This is a genomic window from Luteibacter sp., from assembly GCF_009912395.1.
Lineage (GTDB): Bacteria > Pseudomonadota > Gammaproteobacteria > Xanthomonadales > Rhodanobacteraceae > Luteibacter.
Map to the genome: position 1 here is coordinate 195,981 of NZ_WNDO01000005.1, position 22,057 is coordinate 218,037.

Annotated in this window: 17 protein-coding genes and 1 pseudogene; 6 read left to right on the top strand and 12 right to left on the bottom strand. The window is 65.7% G+C overall.

What is annotated here, in order from left to right:
* Positions 1 to 235: 235 nt before the first annotated feature.
* Positions 236 to 1,258, top strand: coding sequence for an energy transducer TonB (locus GAK28_RS07545; protein WP_291776725.1), 1,023 nt, complete (start codon positions 236 to 238; stop codon positions 1,256 to 1,258).
* 58 nt (positions 1,259 to 1,316) lie between these two features.
* Here GAK28_RS07545 and GAK28_RS07550 read toward each other — a convergent pair whose 3' ends face one another.
* A complete protein-coding gene (locus tag GAK28_RS07550) occupies positions 1,317 to 2,645 on the bottom strand; it encodes a serine hydrolase domain-containing protein (protein ID WP_291776726.1) in 1,329 nt (442 codons plus the stop codon).
* Between the two features lie 171 nt (positions 2,646 to 2,816).
* Between GAK28_RS07550 and GAK28_RS07555 the strand changes: the two genes are divergently transcribed.
* Positions 2,817 to 4,094, top strand: coding sequence for an MFS transporter (locus GAK28_RS07555; RefSeq protein ID WP_291776727.1), 1,278 nt, complete (start codon positions 2,817 to 2,819; stop codon positions 4,092 to 4,094).
* Positions 4,095 to 4,104: 10 nt separating this feature from the next.
* Here the strand turns inward: GAK28_RS07555 and GAK28_RS07560 are convergent, their stop codons facing one another.
* Both GAK28_RS07560 and mtgA read right to left on the bottom strand, forming a co-directional pair.
* Positions 4,105 to 4,533, bottom strand: coding sequence for a CBS domain-containing protein (locus GAK28_RS07560; RefSeq protein ID WP_291776729.1), 429 nt, complete (start codon positions 4,531 to 4,533; stop codon positions 4,105 to 4,107).
* 93 nt (positions 4,534 to 4,626) lie between these two features.
* The gene (mtgA, locus tag GAK28_RS07565; protein WP_291776731.1) at positions 4,627 to 5,355 is read right to left on the bottom strand and encodes a monofunctional biosynthetic peptidoglycan transglycosylase; all 729 of its coding nucleotides are present in this window, start codon (positions 5,353 to 5,355) and stop codon (positions 4,627 to 4,629) included.
* A gap of 125 nt (positions 5,356 to 5,480) precedes the next feature.
* Here mtgA and GAK28_RS07570 point away from each other — a divergent pair, with 125 nt between their 5' ends.
* Positions 5,481 to 6,386 carry an Hsp33 family molecular chaperone HslO gene (locus GAK28_RS07570; RefSeq protein ID WP_291776774.1) on the top strand — a complete coding sequence of 302 codons (906 nt, stop codon included), beginning with the start codon at positions 5,481 to 5,483 and terminating at the stop codon, positions 6,384 to 6,386.
* A 116-nt stretch (positions 6,387 to 6,502) separates the two neighbouring features.
* On the opposite strand, the gene GAK28_RS07575 is transcribed toward GAK28_RS07570, so the two are convergent.
* Entirely contained in the window at positions 6,503 to 9,397 is a 2,895-nt protein-coding gene (locus tag GAK28_RS07575; RefSeq protein WP_291776733.1) for an EAL domain-containing protein, read from the bottom strand.
* 269 nt (positions 9,398 to 9,666) lie between these two features.
* On the opposite strand from GAK28_RS07575, the gene GAK28_RS07580 reads away from it, so the two are divergent.
* Positions 9,667 to 10,641, top strand: coding sequence for a hypothetical protein (locus GAK28_RS07580; protein ID WP_291776735.1), 975 nt, complete (start codon positions 9,667 to 9,669; stop codon positions 10,639 to 10,641).
* A 190-nt stretch (positions 10,642 to 10,831) separates the two neighbouring features.
* Here the strand turns inward: GAK28_RS07580 and GAK28_RS07585 are convergent, their stop codons facing one another.
* The 5 genes and pseudogenes from GAK28_RS07585 to GAK28_RS07605 all read right to left on the bottom strand — a co-directional run bounded on the left by GAK28_RS07585 (position 10,832) and on the right by GAK28_RS07605 (position 15,440).
* Complete coding sequence (locus GAK28_RS07585; protein ID WP_291776737.1) at positions 10,832 to 11,743, bottom strand: DUF4097 family beta strand repeat-containing protein; 912 nt, start codon at positions 11,741 to 11,743, stop codon at positions 10,832 to 10,834.
* A gap of 17 nt (positions 11,744 to 11,760) precedes the next feature.
* Positions 11,761 to 12,180 carry a hypothetical protein gene (locus tag GAK28_RS07590; protein WP_291776739.1) on the bottom strand — a complete coding sequence of 140 codons (420 nt, stop codon included), beginning with the start codon at positions 12,178 to 12,180 and terminating at the stop codon, positions 11,761 to 11,763.
* Positions 12,177 to 12,731: pseudogene (locus tag GAK28_RS07595) on the bottom strand (sigma-70 family RNA polymerase sigma factor). Before GAK28_RS07595 ends, GAK28_RS07590 begins: the two are co-directional and overlap by 4 nt.
* 228 nt (positions 12,732 to 12,959) lie before the next feature.
* Complete coding sequence (locus tag GAK28_RS07600; RefSeq protein WP_291776741.1) at positions 12,960 to 14,750, bottom strand: phosphoenolpyruvate carboxykinase (GTP); 1,791 nt, start codon at positions 14,748 to 14,750, stop codon at positions 12,960 to 12,962.
* Between the two features lie 99 nt (positions 14,751 to 14,849).
* Positions 14,850 to 15,440 (bottom strand): TetR/AcrR family transcriptional regulator, encoded by a 591-nt coding sequence (locus tag GAK28_RS07605; protein WP_291776743.1) that lies wholly within the window; start codon positions 15,438 to 15,440, stop codon positions 14,850 to 14,852.
* A gap of 140 nt (positions 15,441 to 15,580) precedes the next feature.
* On the opposite strand from GAK28_RS07605, the gene GAK28_RS07610 reads away from it, so the two are divergent.
* Positions 15,581 to 16,459, top strand: a complete 879-nt coding sequence (locus GAK28_RS07610) for an alpha/beta fold hydrolase (RefSeq protein WP_291776745.1) — start codon at positions 15,581 to 15,583, stop codon at positions 16,457 to 16,459.
* Between the two features lie 52 nt (positions 16,460 to 16,511).
* Positions 16,512 to 18,983, top strand: a complete 2,472-nt coding sequence (locus GAK28_RS07615) for an acyl-CoA dehydrogenase (RefSeq protein ID WP_291776747.1) — start codon at positions 16,512 to 16,514, stop codon at positions 18,981 to 18,983.
* Positions 18,984 to 19,053: 70 nt separating this feature from the next.
* Here the strand turns inward: GAK28_RS07615 and GAK28_RS07620 are convergent, their stop codons facing one another.
* From GAK28_RS07620 to GAK28_RS07630, 3 genes are all read right to left on the bottom strand, one after another.
* Positions 19,054 to 20,058: a fimbrial protein gene (locus GAK28_RS07620; RefSeq protein WP_291776749.1), complete on the bottom strand. Its 1,005-nt coding sequence runs from the start codon at positions 20,056 to 20,058 to the stop codon at positions 19,054 to 19,056.
* A 136-nt stretch (positions 20,059 to 20,194) separates the two neighbouring features.
* Positions 20,195 to 21,214, bottom strand: a complete 1,020-nt coding sequence (locus GAK28_RS07625) for a fimbrial protein (RefSeq protein WP_291776751.1) — start codon at positions 21,212 to 21,214, stop codon at positions 20,195 to 20,197.
* A gap of 21 nt (positions 21,215 to 21,235) precedes the next feature.
* Positions 21,236 to 21,997, bottom strand: a complete 762-nt coding sequence (locus GAK28_RS07630) for a molecular chaperone (protein WP_291776753.1) — start codon at positions 21,995 to 21,997, stop codon at positions 21,236 to 21,238.
* Positions 21,998 to 22,057 lie beyond the last annotated feature (60 nt).

Below are 22,057 nucleotides of genomic sequence, written 5' to 3' on the forward strand. Positions count from 1 at the left end.
CGGTGCCCAGCGCGGGGAGGTATTTCGAAACTTGACCCCGGCCATGCCGGGGTTCTTCGTTTTTGGACGACCCAAAACCGCGACTCACTCCGCACCCCCGAAAACCTCCTACGTCTCCAGACTGGATTCACAGGACCATTACGTTTACCTTTCAGCCGTATCGCGCTGCGGTGACCGGGGGGTCTCCGCCATGCCTACAGGGGGAGCGCGTCCTGCGGAAAAGGTTTGTACCGCCATGGTTCCTCGTTACCGTGTTCCCTCGCGTCACCCGGCCCGTGGTGCGATCCAGCCCGTCACGATCGCCGTGCTCGCCATTGTCGCCGCTCTGGCCGTGGCCGCCTGGTTCCTGATCATCCGACCCTATCGCGATGCCAGCACGGGCGAGACACCGGCCGCGTCGGCGGCGCGTCCGGCGAGTGCACGCGACACGCCGCTGGCCAACGTCGACGCGTTGAGCGTCGATCAGCTGCTCAATGAAGCGCGCGCGGCCATGAACGACCAGCGTCTCGTGGCGCCCGCAGGAAATAACGCTTTCGAGTTCTACATGAAGGTGCTGCAGAAGCAGCCGGGCAATCCCGTCGCGGCCGACGCGCTGCGGGAAACCTTCTCCTATGGCGCCGCCGCCACCGAGCAGACGATCAACCAGCGCGACTTCAACGAGGCGCAGCGCGAGATCGACTTGTTGGCGAAGGCCGATCCGGAGAATTACACCCTGACCATCCTGCGCTCGAAGCTCGATGCCCAGCGCAAGACGCTTGATCGCGAGCAGCAGCAGGCGCTCGACGCCCAGAAGGCTCAGCAGCTCGCCCAGCAGAACGCGGCGGCCGCTGCGCGGCAGCAGGCGGCCGAACAGGCGGCGGAAGCGCAGCGCCAGCAGGTGGCGGCACGCGAGCTGGCGGCGCGCACGCCGCAACAGGCGGCGCAACCCCGGACCACGGCTCCGGTGACGCAGGCGCCAGCCAGCAAGGCGCCGGAAGGCGAGACGATCACCGACGCGGTGCTGGTCAACCAGGTCAAGCCGCGTTATCCGACGGCGGCGATGCGCGCGAACCAGGAAGGCTGGGTCGACGTCGAGCTGACCGTCGGTACCGACGGCGCGGTGAGCAATGTCAACGTGACCGACTCACAGCCCCGCCATGTGTTCGACCGTTCCGCCATCGAGGCTGTGAGCCGCTGGGAGTTCAAGCCGGCCACGCGCAATGGCGAACCGATGGTGGTAACCCTGCGCCGCCGCCTCCAGTTCAACCTGGGCCGCTGACGGGCTTCCTGTAGGAGCGCGCTTGCGCGCGATCGCGCGCAAGCGCGCTCCTACAGGGTCACGGTTTCTTTTTCTTCTTGGTCGCGGCTTTTTTCGTCGGCGCGGCCTTGGCCTTGGTCTTCGCCTTGGCCTTCGGTGCCGGCGCGGCGGCGTGCACCGGGCCTTCCACGCCCGCCCAGTCCACGTGCGGCAGGCCGATCAGGCTGTCAAAGACCATCGGCATCAGGCCGGCGGGCATCGGGCCTGCGCCATTCCACATGCTCACGACGCCGGCGTGGTACTTCGGGAAGAAGCCGATCATCGTGCGATACCCCGAGACGGCGCCTGCGTGATAGACCAGGTCCTCGTTGCCGTAGCGGAACACGCGCCAGCCCAGGGCGTAGTGCGCATCGCTGACGCGGGAGCGACGCCAGGGCAGCGAGCGTTCCTCGCCCGGCGTGGAGACTTCCGGAGCATGCAGTACTTCAAGCACCTGCGCGGGCAGCACGTCCGGACGACCGCCCATCTGCGCGATGAGCCACTGCTCCATGTCACGCAGGCTCGCGTTCACGCCCGCCGCCGGGGCGACGCGGTAGTAGGCGTCGTTGGGCTCGTAGGGAATCCAGTTGTGCGGGCCGCCGCGGTGCGGACGTGCCCAGCTCTTGCTCGATTCCAGCGCGTCGCGGCCGTAGCTGGCGGTGGTCATGCCCAGCGGCGTGAAGATGCGGCGCTCCACCTGGCGGAAGAAGTAATCGCCAGTCTGCGCGTAGACCACGTCGCCGATCATGCTGAAGGCGACGTTCTGGTAGCCGTAGCAAGCGCCGACCTTGCAGGAGAGGTTCACCTCGTCGAGCTTGCGCACCAGTTCCTCATAGGGCGCATCGGCCTCGAGCATCGCGTCGTAGGTGTTGCGCGGCAGGCCCAGGCGCTGGCCGAGGATGTCGCGCACGGTGGCCTGCTGCGCGGCCTGCATGTCCTTGAGCTTGAAGTAGGGGAGCACGTCGACGAGCTTCGTGTCCCAGCTGAGGAAGCCGTCGCGGACCAGTACGGCGGTGAGGCCCGTGGCGAAGGCCTTCGACAGCGAGGCGAGGCGGAACACGGTCTCCGGCGTGGCGGGTTCTTTCGTCTTCGCGTTGGCGAAGCCGATGGCGCGTTCGTACACCACCTTGTCGTCGACGATGATCGCCGTCACCAGGGCCGGCGCGGCGTCGCGCGACTCGGCTTCGTCGAGCCAGCGCTTGTAGTTCTCGATGGTCTCTTTCACCCGCTCCGGCGGAAGCTTCACGTACTGCGGGTCGTTGTGGACAACGGGCGGCGTGGCGGGCGGGGGCGGTGCGGCGAAGGCAAGGGGCGCGGCCAGGGCACAAGCCAGCGCGCAGGCGAGCAGGGAAACGGAACGAAACGACATGCTTATCTCGCAAAAGCCCGGCGTGGAATCACGCCATCGATACTTGGATGCTTCGATTGTCTGCCAGTTCCGGCCTCGCGACAACGCAAATCGCGTTGATCACCCTGAATGAATGGCCCCTGGCACCGTGCTAGGCTTTGCGCGCCTCCACCGGATATGCCGGCCCACCTCGTGAACGCTCGTCGACACGCCGCCCTGGGCGATGGGATTACCCTCGCGCTTTCGGTCATCGCCTTCTTCTGCGTGATGACGTCCTACTACGTGATACGCCCCGTGCGCGACCAGCTCATCGGTGCCGCCGGATCGTCGTCGCTGCCCGTGTTCTACGCGATCCTGTTCGTGGTGATGCTGGTGCTGACCCCGATCTTCGGTTGGTTGGTCTCGCGTTTTCCGCGGCGCTGGGTGCTCGGTGGCAGTTACCTGTTCTTCGTGGCCTGCCTGATCGCCTTCATGCCCGCGTTTTCGGCACAGGATCGTATCGGCGCGGTGAACCTGGGGCGGGTGTTTTTCGTCTGGGTCAGCGTGTTCAACCTGTTCGTCGTGTCGCTGTTCTGGAGCGTCATGGCCGACGTGTACCGCAGCATGCAGGCCCGCCTGGTCTTTCCCTTCATCGCTTTCGGCGGCATGGCAGGCGCGCTCGTCGGACCGTTCCTGACCTCGATGCTCGTCGCCAGGATCGGCGTGCCTCCGTTGCTGCTGGTGTCCTCGGGGGCGCTGCTGCTGGCCCTGGGACTGCTGCTGGCGATCCCTGCGAACGCCGCGAGCAACGATCGCAGCGCGGGCGCTCCCATCGGCGGCTCGATCCTCGACGGGGTCAAGGCCGTGTTCGCGCGGCCGTTCCTGCGCAACATGACTTTCCTGATGCTGCTCAGTGACGGTGTGGCCACGGTGGCTTATGCGCTGATGGCCGACTACACGAAGACGCATTATCTCGACACCGCCGCTCGTACCGCGTTCTACGCGCGGCTGGATCTTGCGATCAACCTGTTCGGCGCCGTGCTCCAGTTGACCATCACGCCCATGCTGCTGCGTGGCCTCGGCGCCGTCTGGGCGATGGTGCTGCCGTCGGTGGTGAACTTCCTGCTGCTGGTCGCGCTGGCGATCAACGGGCCGGTCGACATCGCGATGTTGGGGTGGGCGGTGTCCCTGGTGACGATCGTGCAGATCGGTACGCGCGGCATGACCTACGGGATGACCAAGCCGGCCAGCGATGCCCTGTACACCCGCATCCCGCGCGACGACCGCTACAAGGGCAAGAACTTCGTCGAGACCACGGTATGGCGCCTGGGCGACCTGCTGGTCACCTCGGGTCTCAACGCCTTGCGCGGCATGGGCGCCACCGTGGCAACGCTGGGCCTGATCTGTGCGGGCCTGGCCGGCGTGGCGGCCTTCGTCGCCAAGCGCGCGGCCACCTCGCCTGACCTGCTGCCCGAGGCCGACGACAGCTAGCCGACGACAGCTAGCCGGCGATATAGCTCTCGAGCTGGTTGATCGTTTCCTTCTGCTCCGAGATGGTGGCCTTCACCAGGTCGCCGATGGAGATCATGCCGATCACGCGCCCGTTGTCCAGCACCGGCAGGTGGCGGAAACGGCTGTCGGTGCACAGGCGCATGCACTCGTCCACGGTGGCGTCCGGGGCGACGGTGACCACGCTGGCGGTCATGATGTCGGCGACCGGGGTGTCGCGCGACGAACGGTCCTTCAGGATGACCTTGCGGGCGTAGTCGCGCTCGGAAACGATGCCGACCAGTTCGCTGCCCTTGATCACCACGAGGGCACCTACGTTTTTCTCGGCCATCACGCGTATCGCGTCGATCACCGGTGCGTCGGGAGCTACCGAGTAGGCACCCTTTCCCTTGGCTTCAAGGAGATGCTTGACCTGCTGCATGCTCGACTCCACTGGCTGTGCGCGGCGCGTCGCCGCGTTGGAGTCCAGTCTAGCGCCGTGAGCAAAACACCGAGTAAGCGACAGGTGAAGGCGTCAGCGCACGCGACCGCGAACCGGCGCGGGACGCTCCAGGTAGGCGGGGCCGCCGAGCTGTCCCATCTGCTGGAGGATCCATGCGACGCGGCGCTGCACATACGCGCTGGGCGCGTCGACGCGGAAGCGCTGCGGATTCGGCAGCACGGCGGCAAGCTGCGCGGCTTGCGTCGCATTGAGCCGGTTCGGCGTGGTGTGAAAATAGACCTCGCTCGCCGCGCCGACGCCGTAGATGCCGTCGCCCAGCTCCACGCTGTTCATGTAGACCTCGAGGATGCGCCGCTTGGGCCACAGCGCCTCGATCAGCACGGTGTACCAGGCTTCCAGACCCTTGCGCACGAAGCTGCGACCGTTCCACAGGAACAGGTTCTTGGCCACCTGCTGGCTGATGGTGCTGGCGCCGCGAAGGCGCTTGCCCTCGTCGGCCGCGTCGATGGCGTCCTGGATGGCATCGACATCGAAGCCGTGGTGGAACGGGAATTTCTGGTCCTCGCCGGCGACCATGGCGATGCCGACGTAGGGCGATACGTCGTCCCAGGCCACCCAGCGGTGCCGGAAATGAAAACTCGTATCGCCGTCCATCATGGCGGACAGACGGTCTTCCATCATCACGGCGCTGGTCCATGGCGGCACGAAGCGGAGCACGAACACCACCAGCACGGACAGAGCCAGCCAGGCGCCGACCAGCAGCAGGGCGATACGGAACAGGCGTCGGATCGTCAGTCTCATGGGGGCACGATGGCGGAGGATGGCGCAGTATACGGGTGCCCGCGGCCGGCCTTGTCGTGGGGGCCGGCAAGCCCCATCTTCCGTCGGATCATAAGGAGAGACCCGTGACCGATACGACCACCCCCATGTCCCTGACCGACGACGTGCTGCATCGGTTCATGCTCGAAAAGGCGGGCGTGCGCGGTGTGCTCGTCCGCCTGGGCGCCAGCTGGCGGGAGATCGCCTCACGCGTCGAGTATCCCCAGGCCTTGCGCGACACGTTGGGCCAGACGGTCGCCGCCAGCGCGCTGCTGACGGGCAACATCAAGTTCGATGGCTCGCTCTCCCTGGAGTTCAAGAGCCAGGGCGCCGTGCGCCTGTTGTTCAGCGAATGCACCGACAAGGGACGCCTGCGCGGCCTGGCACGCTTTGACGAAGGTGAAGACTCCCTCGGCGAGGCGGTGAACCTCGGCACCATGGACGACGAACTGCTCGCCATCACGGTCGGCAGCGCGGAGCGTGGTCGTTATCAGGGTATCGTCGATCTCGCGGACAGCGAAAATATCGGCCAGGCGCTGGAAACCTATTTCCTCAAGTCGGAGCAGTTGCCCACGCGCATCCTGCTGGCCGCCGATGGCGAGCGTGCGGTCGGGCTGATGTTGCAGCCGGTGCCTGGCGAGGGTGGCCATGACGCAGCCGAGGAAGATGCCGACGCCTGGAATCGCGTCGGCGCCCTGACCGCCACGCTGAAGTCGGCGGAAATGCTGGCGACGCTCCCGGAAGACCTGCTCTATCGCCTTTACCACGAAGAAACCGTGCAACTTTACGAACCCAGGCATCTGGCCTTCGGCTGCACCTGCTCGCGCACGCGGGTGGAGGGCATGCTGCAAGGCCTGGGACGTGCGGAAGTCGAGGCGACGCTGGACGATCGCGGCGGCGAAATCGAGGTGGTCTGCGAATTCTGCGCCACGCGCTACACCTTCGACCGCGTGGACGCCGAGCAGCTCCTCAGCGACGGCGATACGCCGCCGACGTCGCAGACGCTGCAGTAATCCCGATCGCGCGCAAGCGCGCTCCTACAGGCGATGTCGCTGCGCTTCGCCTGTAGGAGCGCGCTTGCGCGCGATAAGCCAACGCAGCGGCGACGCGACCCGTCAAACCCGTTCGGTCAGATATCCAACGACAACGGCGCCCCCAGCCATTTGCTGGCCGGCGCCGGTTGCGCGAACAGGAAGCCCTGGCCGAAGCGACAGCCGATACGGCGCAGCACCTTCATCTGCGTTTCCGTCTCGATACCCTCGGCGATCACATGCATGCGCAACGAGTTGGCCAGCGCCTGGATCGCGCGGACCACGGCCGTGCTGTGCGCCTCGTTATCTTCGGCGGGCAGTTCGGTGACGAACGAGCGGTCGATCTTCAGCGTCTCGATCGGGTACTGGTGCAGGTAGCTCAACGACGAGTATCCCGTGCCGAAATCGTCCAGCGCGATGCCGACACCGTGGGCGCGCAGGTTTTCCAGGATGCGCTTCACCTGTGCCGGATTCTCCAGCAGGGCGCGCTCGGTCACCTCCACGCGGATGCAACGTGCGGGCACCTTGTGCTGGGCGAGCAGGTCGAGCAGGCGCTGGTCGAGGTCGGGCGAGCGGAAGTGGCTGCCCGACACGTTGATGCTGATGAAGCCTTCGTCGCGCGTAAGCGCGCGGGTCTGCTTGGCCACCTGCTGGAAGATCTGCCAGTCGATCGCCTCGGCGCAACCGGTGTCCTCGGCCACGGCCAGGAACTCGCCCGGCGGCAACAGGCCGCGCTCCGGGTGGCGCCAACGCAGCAGGGCCTTATAGCCCACCACGCGGCTGGTCTCCAGGTCGACGATCGGCTGGTAGAACGGCACGAACTCGTTGCGCGTGAGCGCGCGGCGCAGATCGCCTTCCAGTTCCAGCAGCGATAGCGCCTCGCGGCGCAGGCGATCGTCGAACACGGCGGCGCGATGGCGCCCCTCGTCCTTCGCGCGGTACATCGCCGAGTCGGCGTCGCGCAGCAGTTCCTCGGGGCGTGTGTAATCCGGCGTGGGCAACGCGATGCCGATGGAGGCCGAGGTGAAGATCTCCTTGGCACCCAGGCGGAACGGCGTCTGCAACTGCGCGATGATGCGTTCGGCGATATGCGTCGCCGCCTGCGGATCGGTGATGCCTTCCACCAGTACGGCGAACTCGTCGCCGCCCAGGCGTGCGACCACGTCGCGGGTCTTCAGGCAGGCGCGTACGCGGCCACCGACCTGGAAGAGCAGGTCGTCGCCGACCAGATGGCCCACGGAATCGTTGATGACCTTGAAGCGGTCCAGGTCGATGAACAGCACCGCGAACAACTCACCAGGGTTTTCCCTGTAGTGGTTCAGCGCCTGCTCCAGGCGCTGGAGCAGCAGCGTGCGGTTCGGCAGGCCAGTCAGCGAGTCGTGTAGGGTTTCGTACTTGAGACGACGCTCCACGCGCTCGCGTTCGGCGATCTGCTCGCGCAGGTCGCGGTTGGCCAGGGCCAGCGCGCGCGTGCGCTCGGTGACACGGCGTTCGAGGCTGGCGTAGGCCTGCTTGAGCGATTCGGTGGTGTACTTACGTTGCAGCGCGTTGGCGATGTGGTAGCTGACGAAGGTCAGCAGCTCCTGGTCGCGTGCGCTGTAGGTGTGCTCGGGCGAGTAGCTTTGCACGGCGAGCACGCCCATCGATTTCTCGTTCCAGATCAGCGGCACGCCCAGCCAGTGCAGCGAGCGTGCGCCGGTGGTGGAGAGCACCTGGTCGCGGTTGAGGCGGTCGATCTCGGCGCGGTCGGCGAGCAGGGCCTTGCCGTTGCGCAGCACGTACTCGGTCAGGCCTCGACCCAGCTCGCGCGGTTCGCGCGCGCCGTCGAGCTCGTCGACGGAGTAGGGGAAGGTGAGCTTGCCCTGGTCCTCGGAGAGCAGGGCGATATAGAAGTTGCGCGCGTAGAGCAGGCCACCGATGACCCGATGCACCGCCGCGTAGAAATTCTCGATGCTGTCGGAGGTATTGGCCAGCTCCGCGATGCGGAACAACGCCGCTTGCAGACGCTCGCCCCGCTGGCGCTGGAGCACCTGCTGGCGCAGCACGCGGTTGGCCTCGCGCAGCGCGGCGGTACGCGTGGTGACCCGGCGTTCCAGTTCCTCGTGCGCCTGGCGGCGTTCGAGCGCCGTCTGCACGTGCTGGGCCACGTAGGTGAGCAGTTCGCGGTCGTTGGGTGTGTAGCGGGTGTCGTCGCGATAGCTCTGCACCACCAGGGCACCCACCACTTCCTCGCCGTGCTTCATGGGCACGCCGAGCCAGTCGTCGCTAGGCGGACCGATGGAGACGCTGGGGCCGGGCAGTTCCTTTTCCAGGTCGGCGCTGGCGCCCATCAACGGGCGGCCGCTCTGCAGCACGTGCCAGGTCAGGCTGTTCTCGATGTCTTCGATCGGGCGGATCGTTTCCGGATCCGGCGGATCGTCATCGACCGAATCGACGAAATAGGGGAAGCGCACCGTACGGCTCTGGGCGTCGTACAGCACGATGAAGAAATTCTCGGCATACATGAGACTGCCCACGATGTCGTGGAGCGCCGTCATCATGTCGCGCATGTTGTGCTCGGCCCCGGCCTGTTCGGCGATGGCGTAGAGCGCCCGCTGGAGGCGCTCGGCCAGGGCCAGGCGGGAGATGGCCTCATAGAGGTTGGCGGTCTCGGCCAGCTGCCGCAGGCGGGCCCCGGCCAAGCGCCCCAGCCAGCCGATCATGTCGGCCCAGGTGGCGCCATCGGGCTCGGGGGTGGCCAGGAACAGGGCAAGTCCGGTCTGCGGGTCGTTGCCCAGTTCAAAAAGGGACTCGCCGGCCGTCGCGGCAGGCGCCGTTTCATGCCAGGAGACCTCGACACCGGGCAGCAGGCATCGGGCGAAGGCCTCGCATTCGCTGCGCACGACCTCGGCGTCGGCGGCCCGGAGCAGGCGCTCCACGGCGTCATGCAACGGCTCGACCTCGCCGGAACCGGCCGTCTGCAAAGCGTGGCTTTGGGATGGAGCGATGGTCATCGCCTGACGTAGGTCCCGGGTCGTGGTCGGTTCAGTCTATATGCGTTGTGGCGGTCGCGCGACGGGACGCCGTGGCCCGTCTCACGGCCCCTGCGCCTGGCGGCCGCGGCCCTCCTGGAACGTCATAAACGGCAGCTATCCTGATTCCTTAAGACGCCGGTTTCGGGGTTGTTAGTAAAAAGTAAAACCAGCTACACTGATCCAACCTAGGCGTCGGCTTGCGCCGGTGTCCGGGGGGACCTTCAAGCCGCTTCCGATCAATGGTTTCCATGCGCCGAACCTTGCCCTCTCTGCTACTGCTGATGCCGCTCGCCGCGGCAGGGCATGGCGTGGGCATGGCACCGGAAGGCACGGGTGCTCGGCTGTATGCCGAGCCCGTCGCCGCGGATGCCGCCGATGCGGGTTCCGATCCCCAGAATTCCTCGGTGCCGATCTGGCGTTCGCCGGACGGTCGCACGTTGTCGGTCCGTTCCGACGATCGTGCCGACACTACCAACGCCCTGGCACCGCGCCCCTTGGGCGCGGGTCAGTACGTGTCCAGCGGCCTGCAATACGACCTCGGTCCCAGCCTCCAGGCGCATGCCTCGGTGAACGGGCAGGGTTGGATCAATTCCGCCGAATCCTGCGCTGCCTCCGCGACGTCGCATGGCGATCGCTGCACCTCGCCCGGTGCACCACCGCGTATCGTCGGTAGCGAAGTGGGCGCCACCTGGCGCGGCTCCGGTTACAGCGTCGGCGTGGGCGTCGGCTCCACCCGTCCTTCGGGCAACAGTCCTGCGCTTCCGCGCGTGTTGCCGGGCACGTCCACGCTGTCGGGCCTGCCGTTTGGCGCGCTGTCGTCCAGCACCGAACTCAACGCGCATGGTCGCGTCGATCTCGGTGGTCGCAGTGGCATTGACGTAGGCGCCAGTTTTGGCCGAATCCGTCTCCTGCCGGGCAACCTGCTGGGCGTGGGTGCCATCGACCAGAAGGCGCTGAGCCTCGGCGTCGATCGCGGTCCGCTGTACGGCACAATCACGGGTCGCACCATGCAGCCCGAACCGGGCGCCGGCCTCAATCCGGAGCGTCGCTGGAACTCCATCGACCTGGGCGTCACCTTCCGCCTGCCGTGGCGCGGTGAACTGTCGGTGGGCGCGCAGAACGTCTGGTCGTCGGGCAATGGCCCTGCCACCAACGGTGGTCCCACGCTCACCGAGCCGGACCAGTCGCGCACGCCGTACGTGCAGTACCACCAGGATCTCTGATCCCCCTCCTTGCGGTATCGCTGTTGTAGGAGCGCGCTTGCGCGCGAACCCTCAAGCGACCCCATGAAACGATGAAGCCTTGCCGTGATCGGGCGGGCTGTCACCGCTCGCTCGATCGCTGCAAGGCTTCATTCGTCATCGCCATCCTGAGGGGTCGCGCGCGAGCGCGCTCCTACAGTGGCGGCGTGGGTTAATTGCCGCTCTTGCGCACGCGCACGTCGCCGCTGAAGGACTCCAGGTGCACCATGCCGCGACCGTCGCCGATGGTGACCTTCAGCTCCTTGCCGGGGCCATCGTCGTTGCGCGACGGATTACCCCAATCGGTGCGGATGTCGCCGCTGAAACTGGTCGCCTCGAGCTTCGTCGACGCGCCTGAGGGCAACTGCACCTGCACGTCGCCACTCATGGCGTCGACGGTGATCTTGCCGTCCTTCGCCGGCCCGCCGTTGATCAGCGTGTCGCCCGACACCGTGCTGAAGTTGGCGCTGGTCCACGGACCGCCGCCGATGGTCATGCGGCCGGACACCGTCTGCGCATCCACCTTGCTGATGACCGACGGCGCGGTGATGTCGCCGGAGACGGTTTGCAGGTCGGCCTTGTCGGCGCGACCGGCGAGGTCGATCGTGCCGCTCACCGTCTGCATCTGCACATCTGGCGAACGCACGTTGGCACGCACGCGGCCGCTCACGGATTCGACTTCGACGCGACCGCCATCCAGTCCGTCGATGCTCACCGGCGCGCTGACCACCTTCACTTCGACGCTGACGCCCTTGGGCACGCGCACATTCAAGGTGGAGGGTTGCATGCTGGCGTCGTTGCCCCAGCTGAACCACTTCTTGCCGTCGCCACCACCGCCCTGGACACGGATGTCGATGCTGTTGGCGTCGCCTTCCAGTTCGAGCGGACGAGCGCCGTTCCCGAGCATGCCGGTGACCTGGATCTGGTTGCGGTCCCACGCGGTGACGGTGACGTCACCCTTGGTGTTGTCGATGCTGATCTTCGCGTTGGGGCGGATGTCCTTGGTGAGGTTGATCGGCGTGGAAGCCAGGGCCTCGCCAATCGACAAGGCCAGCAGCAGGGGGGCGATGTAGAGGGTTTTCATAGGGGGATTCCTGCCTGTTAGCCGGCTTGCTTGTCGAAGTTCCGCAGACGCTCGCGCTGGCGCTCCGTGCGCAGCAGCAGGCGTTGCAGGGCGGCGGAGTCGGGGGCCTCGCGCATCGCCTGGTTGAGCTCCATGCGGGTGGCATCCAGTTGGATCGCGGCGCCGGCCAGTCGCGGGTCGGCCGGTTTCCATGCCGGGGCGACGGCCATGTCGTCGATGGGGGTGGGTGCCACCAGGTGCAGTCCGATACCGCCACCGAGGACCGCGACACCGGCGATGGCGGCGGCCATCATCCAGGGGCGTGCACGGCGGTGGCGCGTCGTCGTGGCCGGTCGGGCCTCGTCGAGTCGGGCGTCGATACTCGCCCACAGGTCGCGATGGGGCGTGACCGGGCGGTTGAGCGAGCGCATCTGGCGCAGGTAGTCGAGTTCGTTCATGGCGTATCTCCCAGCGCCCGGCGGAGCAGGCCGCGCGCGCGGTGCAACTGTGCTTTGGAAGAACCCACCGCCATGCCCAGCTCGGTGGAGATCTCCTCGTGTTTCCAGCCTTCCACGTCGTGCAGCACGAGGACGGCGCGGGCTCACGGCGGCAAGGCCGCGATGGCCCTTTCCAGTTCGGCGCGCTCGATGGCGCGCACGGGATTGTCGGTATCGGCGATGTCCGGCAGGTGTTCGTCGTCGACGATGCTGACCGGGTCGGCGTTGCGGGCACGTATGGACATCAGCGCCACGTTGACGGCAAGACGGTAGACCCAGGTGCCGAAGGCGCTCTCGAAGCGGAAGCCGTCGAGCTTCTGCCAGGCACGGACGAAGGCTTCCTGGGTGAGGTCCTCGGCGCGGGCGTGGTCGAAGGCGGCCAGGCGCAGGATGGCGCCGTAGACCCGGTCGGCATGCCGGCGGTAGAGGGTCTCGAACGCCTTGCGATCGCCGGCCGCGGCGGCCCGCACGATATCGTCGTCGGTCGACGCGGCGGGCAGCTCAGGCTGCATGAATGAAGTGGCGGCGAGGCATAGGGCGTTCATCTTGCCAGCTTGGATGCGGACAAGGGAGAAACGGTTTAAGCCACTTTTCGGCCGCTTCGTCGGGCCGGAGGAGGGTTTCGTCGGACGGGGTGTCCGGAACGGGGCGGTCGCCCCGCTGTGTAGGAGCGCGCTTGCGCGCGATGGGGGCTGCGATAACCCCTATCGCGCGCAAGCGCGCTCCTACAGTTCCAGCATTTAGGCGACGCGTTCGGTCCGGCGGTCCTGGGCGGCCTCGAGGGCCTTGCTGACCTTTTCGCGTTCGCTCTTCAGGCGTTCGGGCATGCGTTCGCCGAAGCCGTCGAGGTAGGTGCCGATGGCGTTGAGCTCCTCGACCCAGCCGTCGACATCCACGCGCAGCAGCTCGTCGAGGGTGCCGGGCGTGACCGACAGGCCGTCGACGTTGAGTTCGCCCGCGGCCGGCACAGTGCCGATCGGGGTCTCGTGGCCGCTGGCGAGGCCCTGCACGCGCTGGATCATCCAGTCGAGCACGCGCAGGTTCTCGCCATAGCCCGGCCACATGAAGCGGCCGTCGGTGTCCTTGCGGAACCAGTTGACGTGGAAGATGCGCGGCAGCTTCGCGCCGGGCTTGTCGAACGACAACCAGTGGGCGAAGTAGTCGGCGAAGTTGTAGCCGCAGAACGGCTTCATCGCCATGGAGTCGCGGCGGAGCACGCCCACGGCGCCGGTGGCGGCGGCGGTGGTTTCCGAGCCCATCGCTGCGCCGACCAGCACGCCGTGCGCCCAGTCCTTCGCCTCGAACACCAGCGGCACCAGCGACGGACGGCGGCCGCCGAAGACGATGGCCGAGATCGGCACGCCGGCGGCGTCCTCGGATTCGGGCGCCCAGCTCGGGCACTGCTTGGCGCTAACGGTGAAGCGCGAGTTCGGATGGGCGGCCGGGCCGTTGGCCGGATCGTACGCGCGGCCCTGCCAGTCGGTGACCGGCTGACCATCGTCGAGGCCTTCCCACCACGGGCGGTTATCCGCGGTGACGGCCACGTTGGTGAAGATCGCATCGTGGCCGAGCGTGGCCAGTGCGCTGGGATTCGTGTTGGCGCCGGTGCCCGGCGCCACGCCGAAGTAGCCGGCTTCCGGGTTGATCGCCCACAGGCGACCGTCCTTGCCCGGGGTCATCCAGCAGATGTCGTCGCCCACCGTCCAGACCTTCCAGCCCGCCTTGCGGTAGCCCTCGGTCGGGATGAGCATGGCGAGGTTGGTCTTGCCGCAGGCCGATGGGAACGCGGCGGCGATGTAGTGCTTCTCGCCCTTGGGGTTCTCGATGCCGACGATCAGCATGTGCTCGGCGAGCCAGCCTTCACGGCGGGCTTGGTGGCTCGCAATGCGCAGGGCATGGCACTTCTTGCCCAGCAGGGCATTGCCGCCGTACCCAGAGCCGATCGACTTGATCGTCAGCTCTTCGGGGAAATGCATGATGAAGCGACGGTTCGGATCGAGATCGCCGGTGGAGTGCAGGCCTTTTACGAACCGGCCTTCGCGCTCGATGCGGGCGAGGGCGGGCGCGCCCATGCGGGTCATGATCTTCATGTTGGCGACCACGTACGGGCTGTCCGTGATCTCGACGCCGCAACGCGACAGCGGCGAGTCGATCGGACCCATGCAGTACGGAATCACGTACATGGTGCGGCCACGCATGGCGCCAGCGAAGAGGGCGTCCATCTTCGCGTGGGCGTCGGCGGGCGCCATCCAGTGGTTGTTCGGGCCGGCGTCGTCCTGCTCGGGCGTGCAGACGAAGGTCAGGTGCTCGACGCGGGCGACGTCCGAGGGATGCGAGCGGTGCAGGTAGCTGCGCGGGTTGGTGGTCTCGTTGAGCGGCAGCAGGTCGCCGCTTTCCAGCATGGTCGCGACGAGTCGCGCGTATTCCTGGTCTGAGCCGTCACACCAGACGGCGGAGCTGGCCTCCGTCAGGCGGGCGACATCGTCGACCCATCGATTCAGGGCTTCCAGGGAACTGCCTTGCGAACGCATCCGTTGTGGTCTCCAGGTAAACGCAAGGCGCGACAGTAGTTTGCGCTTCCTGGTATTCGCAAGGCACGGCGCAGCAAAATGCGCGCCGTGCGTTCAGCTTCACGCCGTCTTCTTGGCCGGGGTGAGCGTGGCGATCATGTGCTCGACGTAGGCGTCAAATTCCTCGTGGCTGATCCGCGGCAGGCCCAGGGTGAAATTGAGCTGCAGGAAGCCGACGTAGGCCGCATAGGTAAGGCGGGCGCGATGCAGCGCAGTGACTGGATCCAGGCCGGCCTCGGAATACAGGCGAGTCAGGAAGTCCATGCGCCGCTGCGATACGCGGGCCATCACCGGCACCACCTGCGGATGGTCGAGCGCCTTCAGCAGTGCAGCGTAGACACGATGCGGCTGGAGTTCGTGGGCGACGCGGCGGAACAGCTCGGGGAAGCGCTTGAGCGGATCGGGAATGCGCTCGATCTCGGCCAGCACCTCGCGCTCGGCGTATTCCTCCCAGCGCTCCAGCGCGGCCTGGAGCAGCGCTTCGCGGGTGCGGAAATGCCAGTAGAAGCTGCCCTTGGTGACGCCGAGTCGCCTGGCGAGGGCCTCGACGGCCAGGGCGCCGACCCCTTGCTCGGCGATCAGGGCTAGGGCGCCGTCTTCCCAATCTTCGGCGGAGAGACGGACGCGTTCGTTCTTGGCACCTTCGTTCATCGGCGCATGGTAACGGACGGCGGGCCATTTGCAATCGGGGGTGCCCCAGCCATGCTGCATAAGACCTTGACTTTGCGGGGCTTGCATGTCCATACGCATCCGTATTGACGGGTTCTGCCGCAAACCACATACTCGAGCGTATGGTAGCCGAACCTTCCACCCTCCGTTCCACCCGAGCCAGCCTCGCCACGGCTGACGGCCTGGCGCTCGCGACCCAGCACTGGCGCGGCGAGCGCGAGCCCGCGCTGGTGTTCGCGCACGGCTTCGGCCAGACGCGCCACGCCTGGAACGGCAGTGCCCGCACGCTGGCCGGGCAGGGCTACGACACCACCACCTTCGACGCGCGCGGTCATGGCGAAAGCGGCCGGCTGGCGAACGGCGACTACCACATGGAACAGTTCGTGGCCGACCTGCTGGCGGTGACGGCGCACGCCACCCCGGCGTCGGGCCGCAAGCCGGTGCTGGTGGGCGCGTCCATGGGCGGCCTGCTCGGCATGGTGGCGGCGGGCGAGCCGACCCATGCCTGCCCCTTCTCGGCATTGATCCTCGTGGACATCACCCCTCGCTGGGAGACCAAGGGTGTCGAGCGCATCCTCGGCTTCATGCGCGCCCACCCGGACGGTTTCGCCAGCTACGACGAAGCGGCCTCGGCCATCGAGGCCTACCTACCGCATCGTCGCGAACGCAAGACGGAAGAACAGCTCAAGCCCCTGTTACGCGAAGGCGCCGACGGTCGCCTGCGCTGGCACTGGGACCCTGCCATGCTCGACGGCGTGATCCACGAGAGCGAGCGCTACCAGCCCCGCCTGTTCGCCGCTGCGGCGAACATCCAGGTGCCGGTGCTGCTGCTGTCGGGCGCGCGTAGCGACGTGGTCTCCAACCAAACGGTGGACGAATTCCTTCGCGTGGTGCCGCATGCGCACCATGTCTCGCTGGCCGACGCCACCCACATGGTGGCCGGCGACGCGAACGACGCCTTCACCCGCGAGATAGCACGGTTCCTCGAAACACTTTCCTGAAACGCTTTCCGTAGTAAACCCCGCAACACGACGAACGTAAGAGGTGACACCCATGTCAGCGATCCTGGTTGTACTGGCGGCGCTTATCGCCTCCGGTGCATGTGCCTACCACCGCACGTCCCTGAAGACGTGGGCCATCGCCACGGCGGTGACGACGCTCGTCGTCGGCATCCTCGCCGGCGCCACGGTGACCACCCTCGTCCTGCTGATCCTGCTGGCGATCGTGGCCGTGCCGCTGCTCATGGTCGACTTCCGCCGCAAGAAGATCTCGGCGCCGCTGCTGTCCATGTTCGCCAAGGTCACGCCGAAGCTGTCCGACACCGAGCAGACCGCGCTGGAAGCCGGCACGGTCGGTTTCGAGGGCGAGCTGTTCTCCGGCAAGCCGAACTGGCACGAGCTGCTGAAGCAGCCCAAGCCCGAGCTGTCGGTGGAAGAGCAGGCCTTCCTCGACGGCCCCGTCGAAGAACTCTGCGCCATGGTCGACGACTGGCAGATCAGCCACGAGCTGGCCGACCTGCCGCCGGAGATCTGGGAATTCGTCAAGAAGCACAAGTTCTTCGGCATGATCATCCCGAAGAGCTACGGCGGCCTCGGCTTCTCCGCGCTGGCCCATTCGGCCGTGCTGCAGAAGATTTCGAGCATGTCCGCCACGCTGTCGTCCACCGTCGCCGTGCCGAACTCGCTGGGCCCAGGCGAACTGTTGATGCACTACGGCAGCGACGAGCAGAAGAACCACTACCTGCCGCGCCTGGCCGACGGTCGCGAGATTCCGTGCTTCGCGCTGACCGGCCCCTACGCCGGCTCCGATGCCACCTCGATCCCCGACTTCGGCATCGTCTGCAAGGGCACGTGGAACGGCGAGGAAACCGTCGGTATCCGCCTCACCTTCGACAAGCGCTACATCACGCTGGCGCCCATCGCGACCATCGTGGGCCTGGCCTTCCGCATGTACGACCCGGAAAAGCTGCTGGGCGACAAGGAAGACCTCGGCATCACCCTGGCCCTGCTGCCGCGTGAAACCCCGGGGCTTGAAATCGGCCGCCGTCACTTCCCGCTCAACACGCCGTTCCAGAACGGCCCGATCCACGCCAAGGACATGTTCGTTCCGCTGTCCGTGCTGATCGGCGGCCCGCACATGGCCGGCCAGGGCTGGCGCATGCTGGTCGAGTGCCTCTCGGTCGGTCGCGCCATCTCGCTGCCGTCCAACGCCACCGGCGCTTCGCGCATGGCCGTTGCCGCCACCGGCGCCTACGCCCGCATGCGCAAGCAGTTCGGCCTTGCTATCGGCCGTTTCGAAGGCGTGGAAGAGGCCCTGGCCCGCATCGGCGGCCTGACCTACGCCACCCAGGCGCTGTCGCGCGCCACGGCCGCCGCCGTCGACCGCGGCGAAAAGCCGGCGGTGCCGTCGGCCATCGCCAAGTACCACGCCACCGAGTGGTCGCGTCAGATCGCGGCCGACGCGATGGACGTGCACGGCGGCAAGGGCGTCATCCTAGGCCCGAAGAACTACATGGGCCGCGCGTGGCAGGGCGTGCCGATCGCCATCACGGTGGAAGGCGCGAACATCATGACGCGCAGCCTGATGATCTTCGGTCAGGGTGCGATCCGCTGCCACCCCTATGTACTGAAGGAAATGCAGTCGCTCAACATCGCGGACTACCGCGAGCGCCTGAAGACCTTCGACAAACTCCTCTTCAGCCACATCGGCTTCGGCTTCTCCAACGCGGTGCGCAGTTTCACGCTGGGCCTCACGGCGGCGAAGATCGGCCAGACTGCCGGCGACGCCTACACCCGTCGCTACTACCGCAAGCTTGACCGCTACTCCGCGGCGCTGGCGCTGTGTGCCGACGTCTCGATGGGCGTGCTGGGCGGCAAGCTGAAGTTCAAGGAAAAGCTCTCGGCCCGTCTCGGCGACGTGCTCTCGTACCTGTACATCGCCAGCGCGATGCTCAAGCGCTACGAGGACACCGGTCGTCCGGAAGCCGACCGTCCGCTGCTCGCCTGGGCGTTCCACGAGTGCATGTGGCGCATCCAGAACGCGCTCGACGGCGTCATCCGCAACTTCCCGGTCCGTCCGGTGGCCTGGTTGCTGCGCGCCCTGGTCTTCCCGTGGGGCCGCCGCGAAGTGCCGCCGTCCGATCGCTTGGGCCGTCGCGTCGCCGCGCTGATCACCGCGCCCAGCGAAGCCCGCGACCGCCTGATGAACTGGTCGTACATCACGCCCACGGCGAACAACACGGTCGGTCGCATGAACGCGATCCTGCCGGACGTGATCGCCGCCGAGCCGGTCGAGCGCAAGTTCGTCAAGGCGCTCAAGAGCGGCCAGCTGCATGCCCGCACCTACAACGAGCAACTAGCGGAAGCCGAGAAGCTCGGCGCCATCAACGCGGCGGAGCGGGAACTGCTCCAGCGTGTGCGTGACGCGGTGGCCGAGTTCATCTCCATCGATGACTTCGACAGCGAGGAGCTGCGTGCAGCGGTGATTCGCAAGGCCGAGAAGATGCAGGCATCGAAGGCAGCTTAAGTCTTCTTTGACATCGGTTGAAACCGAAAGAGCCACGGAAATTCCGTGGCCCTTTCTGTTGACGGCGTCGCTAGAGATAGTTGGTTGTGATGGTGATCATGGCACCGATCGTTCCCGGTACCAGGGTGCCGGATGTCCGTACGTAACGCACCGCCAGTTGCTCGTATTGATAGCTTCCGCCACCGTAACCCCTGAAGTCCCATGTACCTTGCATGGGAAAGGGGACGTCGTTGCGAAGTACTTGCAGGCGGACGCCTTGCGCCGTAGACGTTGGTGTTGGCGTCAGTGCCGTATTGTTGTTGCCGGGATCGAGCTTGTCCGTCAGTCGAATACGGAAGCTGCGATAGACATTGCACTTCATATTGACGTAGAAAGATACCGATGCGCTGGTTGAGCCAAGATCCAACATCCGGATGTCGGGTAGCTTCACTGACTGCTCCGATTGCAGGAATTCGCAGGTAGGCTGAACCACCTGGATCGAACTGTTCAGATCGGCATACCCTTTCAGTGCCGGGAAGCTCGGTGGTGTCACGTTGAAGCGAAAGATATGAAGTTCATCGCTGGTCGCCGGCTGGATCGGGCTGCCCCGTCCAACCGTGCGCATCTCGAAGTAACTGGCGAGCGTGCCCGAGCTGTCCGGCAGAATGCCGGGATGGTTCAGTTCGAACTCTCCGACAGGCAGCGTCGACTTTCGTCCCGAATTCTCCGCGATCACGGTTTGTCTGAAGATAAACAACGGTGAGTTCGCGTAGACCTGAAACGCCGCATATCGTTGGCCTTCGAGATTCACGTAGGTCACGAACTGGCCCAGTCCACCAGCGAACTGCGTTCGCAGGGCAAGCGGCAGGCTAGAGGTGCATCCGCTGTAGACAAACGAAGGCGTTTTCGCCCAGTCGCTCAACGGGGTGCCTAACGGGGCGTTGGCTTCGTCGTTGGCGACATTCGCCCGTGCATAAAGACCGATACTCGGTGGCGTAATTTTTACGCAGGCCCTGGCGTGGTTCGTGGTTCCGGCGAGAGCCAGAAGGGCGAGCGCCGGAACGGCGCGGTGCCGAGAGATAAAAGGCATAGGCATGAATGAAATGTCCGAGAACCACGACCCTTGAACGTCAGACAAAGGCTCTCGGGTGAGCAGTGATAGATGATGTGGAGCCTGAGGAAGTTAGCCATGCCCTGCGAATTGAAGGCGTGGCGTTCTCCCGATGCCTGACCTAGTTATAGTCGACTTGAAGCGTAACCTTGGCGCCGAGAAGGCCCGGCCTGGCGCCCACGGCTGCGCGGTAGTAGCGTGCGGTAAGGTCCACGTTCTGGTACGCGGCGCTCGTGCCGCCACCATTCCACGATGAGCCCATGCGTACCGGTGCGCCACTCCGGAGTATCTGCAGTCGCACACCTTGCGCATCCGAGCCCGCCGACGGAGTCAGCTCCGTACCGATATTGCTTTTGTTATTGGCGTCGATCAGGGAAATGGTCATATTGCGGCCAACCCCTGAGCAGTACATGCGAACCGAGAAGTCTTTCGCACCCGATGTCTTGCCCACGGCATTCAGTTCTCCGAGAGACACGTCGTCCAACGTCACCGTCGTATCCGCTGGCGCGCAGGTTGGCATTTCCACGTCGATCGAGGCGGTGAGCGACGTGTTTATATTCAACGAAGGATAGGCGTCAGGATAGCTTGTGAAGTTCACGACGAGCGTGCTCGGGAGTCCGGTCATCAGGTGGCCTCGGCCAACCAGTGCATACTGAAAATAAGAGGTTCTCTCTTTATCGCGGCCGCCCGCTCCTCCTGGTGCCGGTGTGGCGCCTTGGCTACGTATGTTGCTGATATCGGTAACGGGGGTCGTGACCTTGCCTGCGTTGTGGAGGCTACCAATCTCGGTGACGTGATCAAAAATGAACAGGGGCGATGTCGGGGTGACTTCATAGGCGGCGTACTGGTTTCCACCTACCGTCACCATGGCGACGTATCGAAGCGAGCTGGAGCCGCGAGCGGTAATGGCGATTCGGTCGGTGGATGAACATCCTCCGAAGTAGTAAGTATGCCCATCGGCACCCCCAAACATGGAATGCCAGGGCGTGATCAGCGTTCCCAGGGGCGCGGCGGCGTAGAATGCTCGAACGGTTAGGTTGCTGGCGTAGCCTCCACCACCGCTCCGCGTTGTGCATGCCCACGTCGTAGGAACTATCAAAAGAAACATCAATCCGATGCTACGCGCGATGAATCCGGTCATATGCGTATGCCCTCGTCGGTATCATTCATCATGCGATGTGAGGGACGTGATGTTCTCGACGGAGGCGCCGTAGTCGTCGATCCACTGGAAGGCGACCATTCCGGCATTCGGTAATTTCTCGATCGCCTTGGCGCCCAGCGGCATGCGTGCCGACTCATGGGGAGCGACCATGGTCGGCGTATCTGTCTGCGCGCCATCCGAGACAACCGCCTGATTGATCGATACGTAATAGCTCGTCGGGTTCTCCACCGTGAGGTAGCGGCCGCTTGCACCGCCATCCACACGCCAGACAAGTTTCGTAGCGGCCTCGCGCGGCATGCCTTCGACGCCTTTGGGACGGAAGAACAGCTTGATGCGCGTGCGTACCGCCAGTTGCAGGGTGTTCTTGCCCTTGTGCTCGTCGGAGGTGGGCGGGATCTCCAGCACGTTGAGGTAGTACACGGTAGCGCGGTCCGTCGGCAGCGGTTTGTCCGGCAGAGGAAGGTAGGCGATGCGTAGTGTCTGCCCCTGCCCGGGTTCCAGGCGCGTCAGCGGCGGGGTGAGGACGAAGGGCACCTGGATATGACGTGGGCGTGCGTCGGCCTGGCCGTCGTCGATCCAGCTCTGCACCATGGCGGGCGAGGTACCCTGGTTGGTGATCTGCACCGTTTGTTCGCGACTGCTTTCGTTGAACACCACGCGCGTGCCGCCGACCACGACACCGGCCTTCGCGGTGGATGTGACGGCAAAAATGGCCAGCAGGCAGGCACCGATCAACGGAAGCCAGAAGAGGTGTCGGATCATGGGCTTTCACCTTGGGCATGGAGAAAAAAGCACGATACGGACGGCCACCCCCGAGTTGGC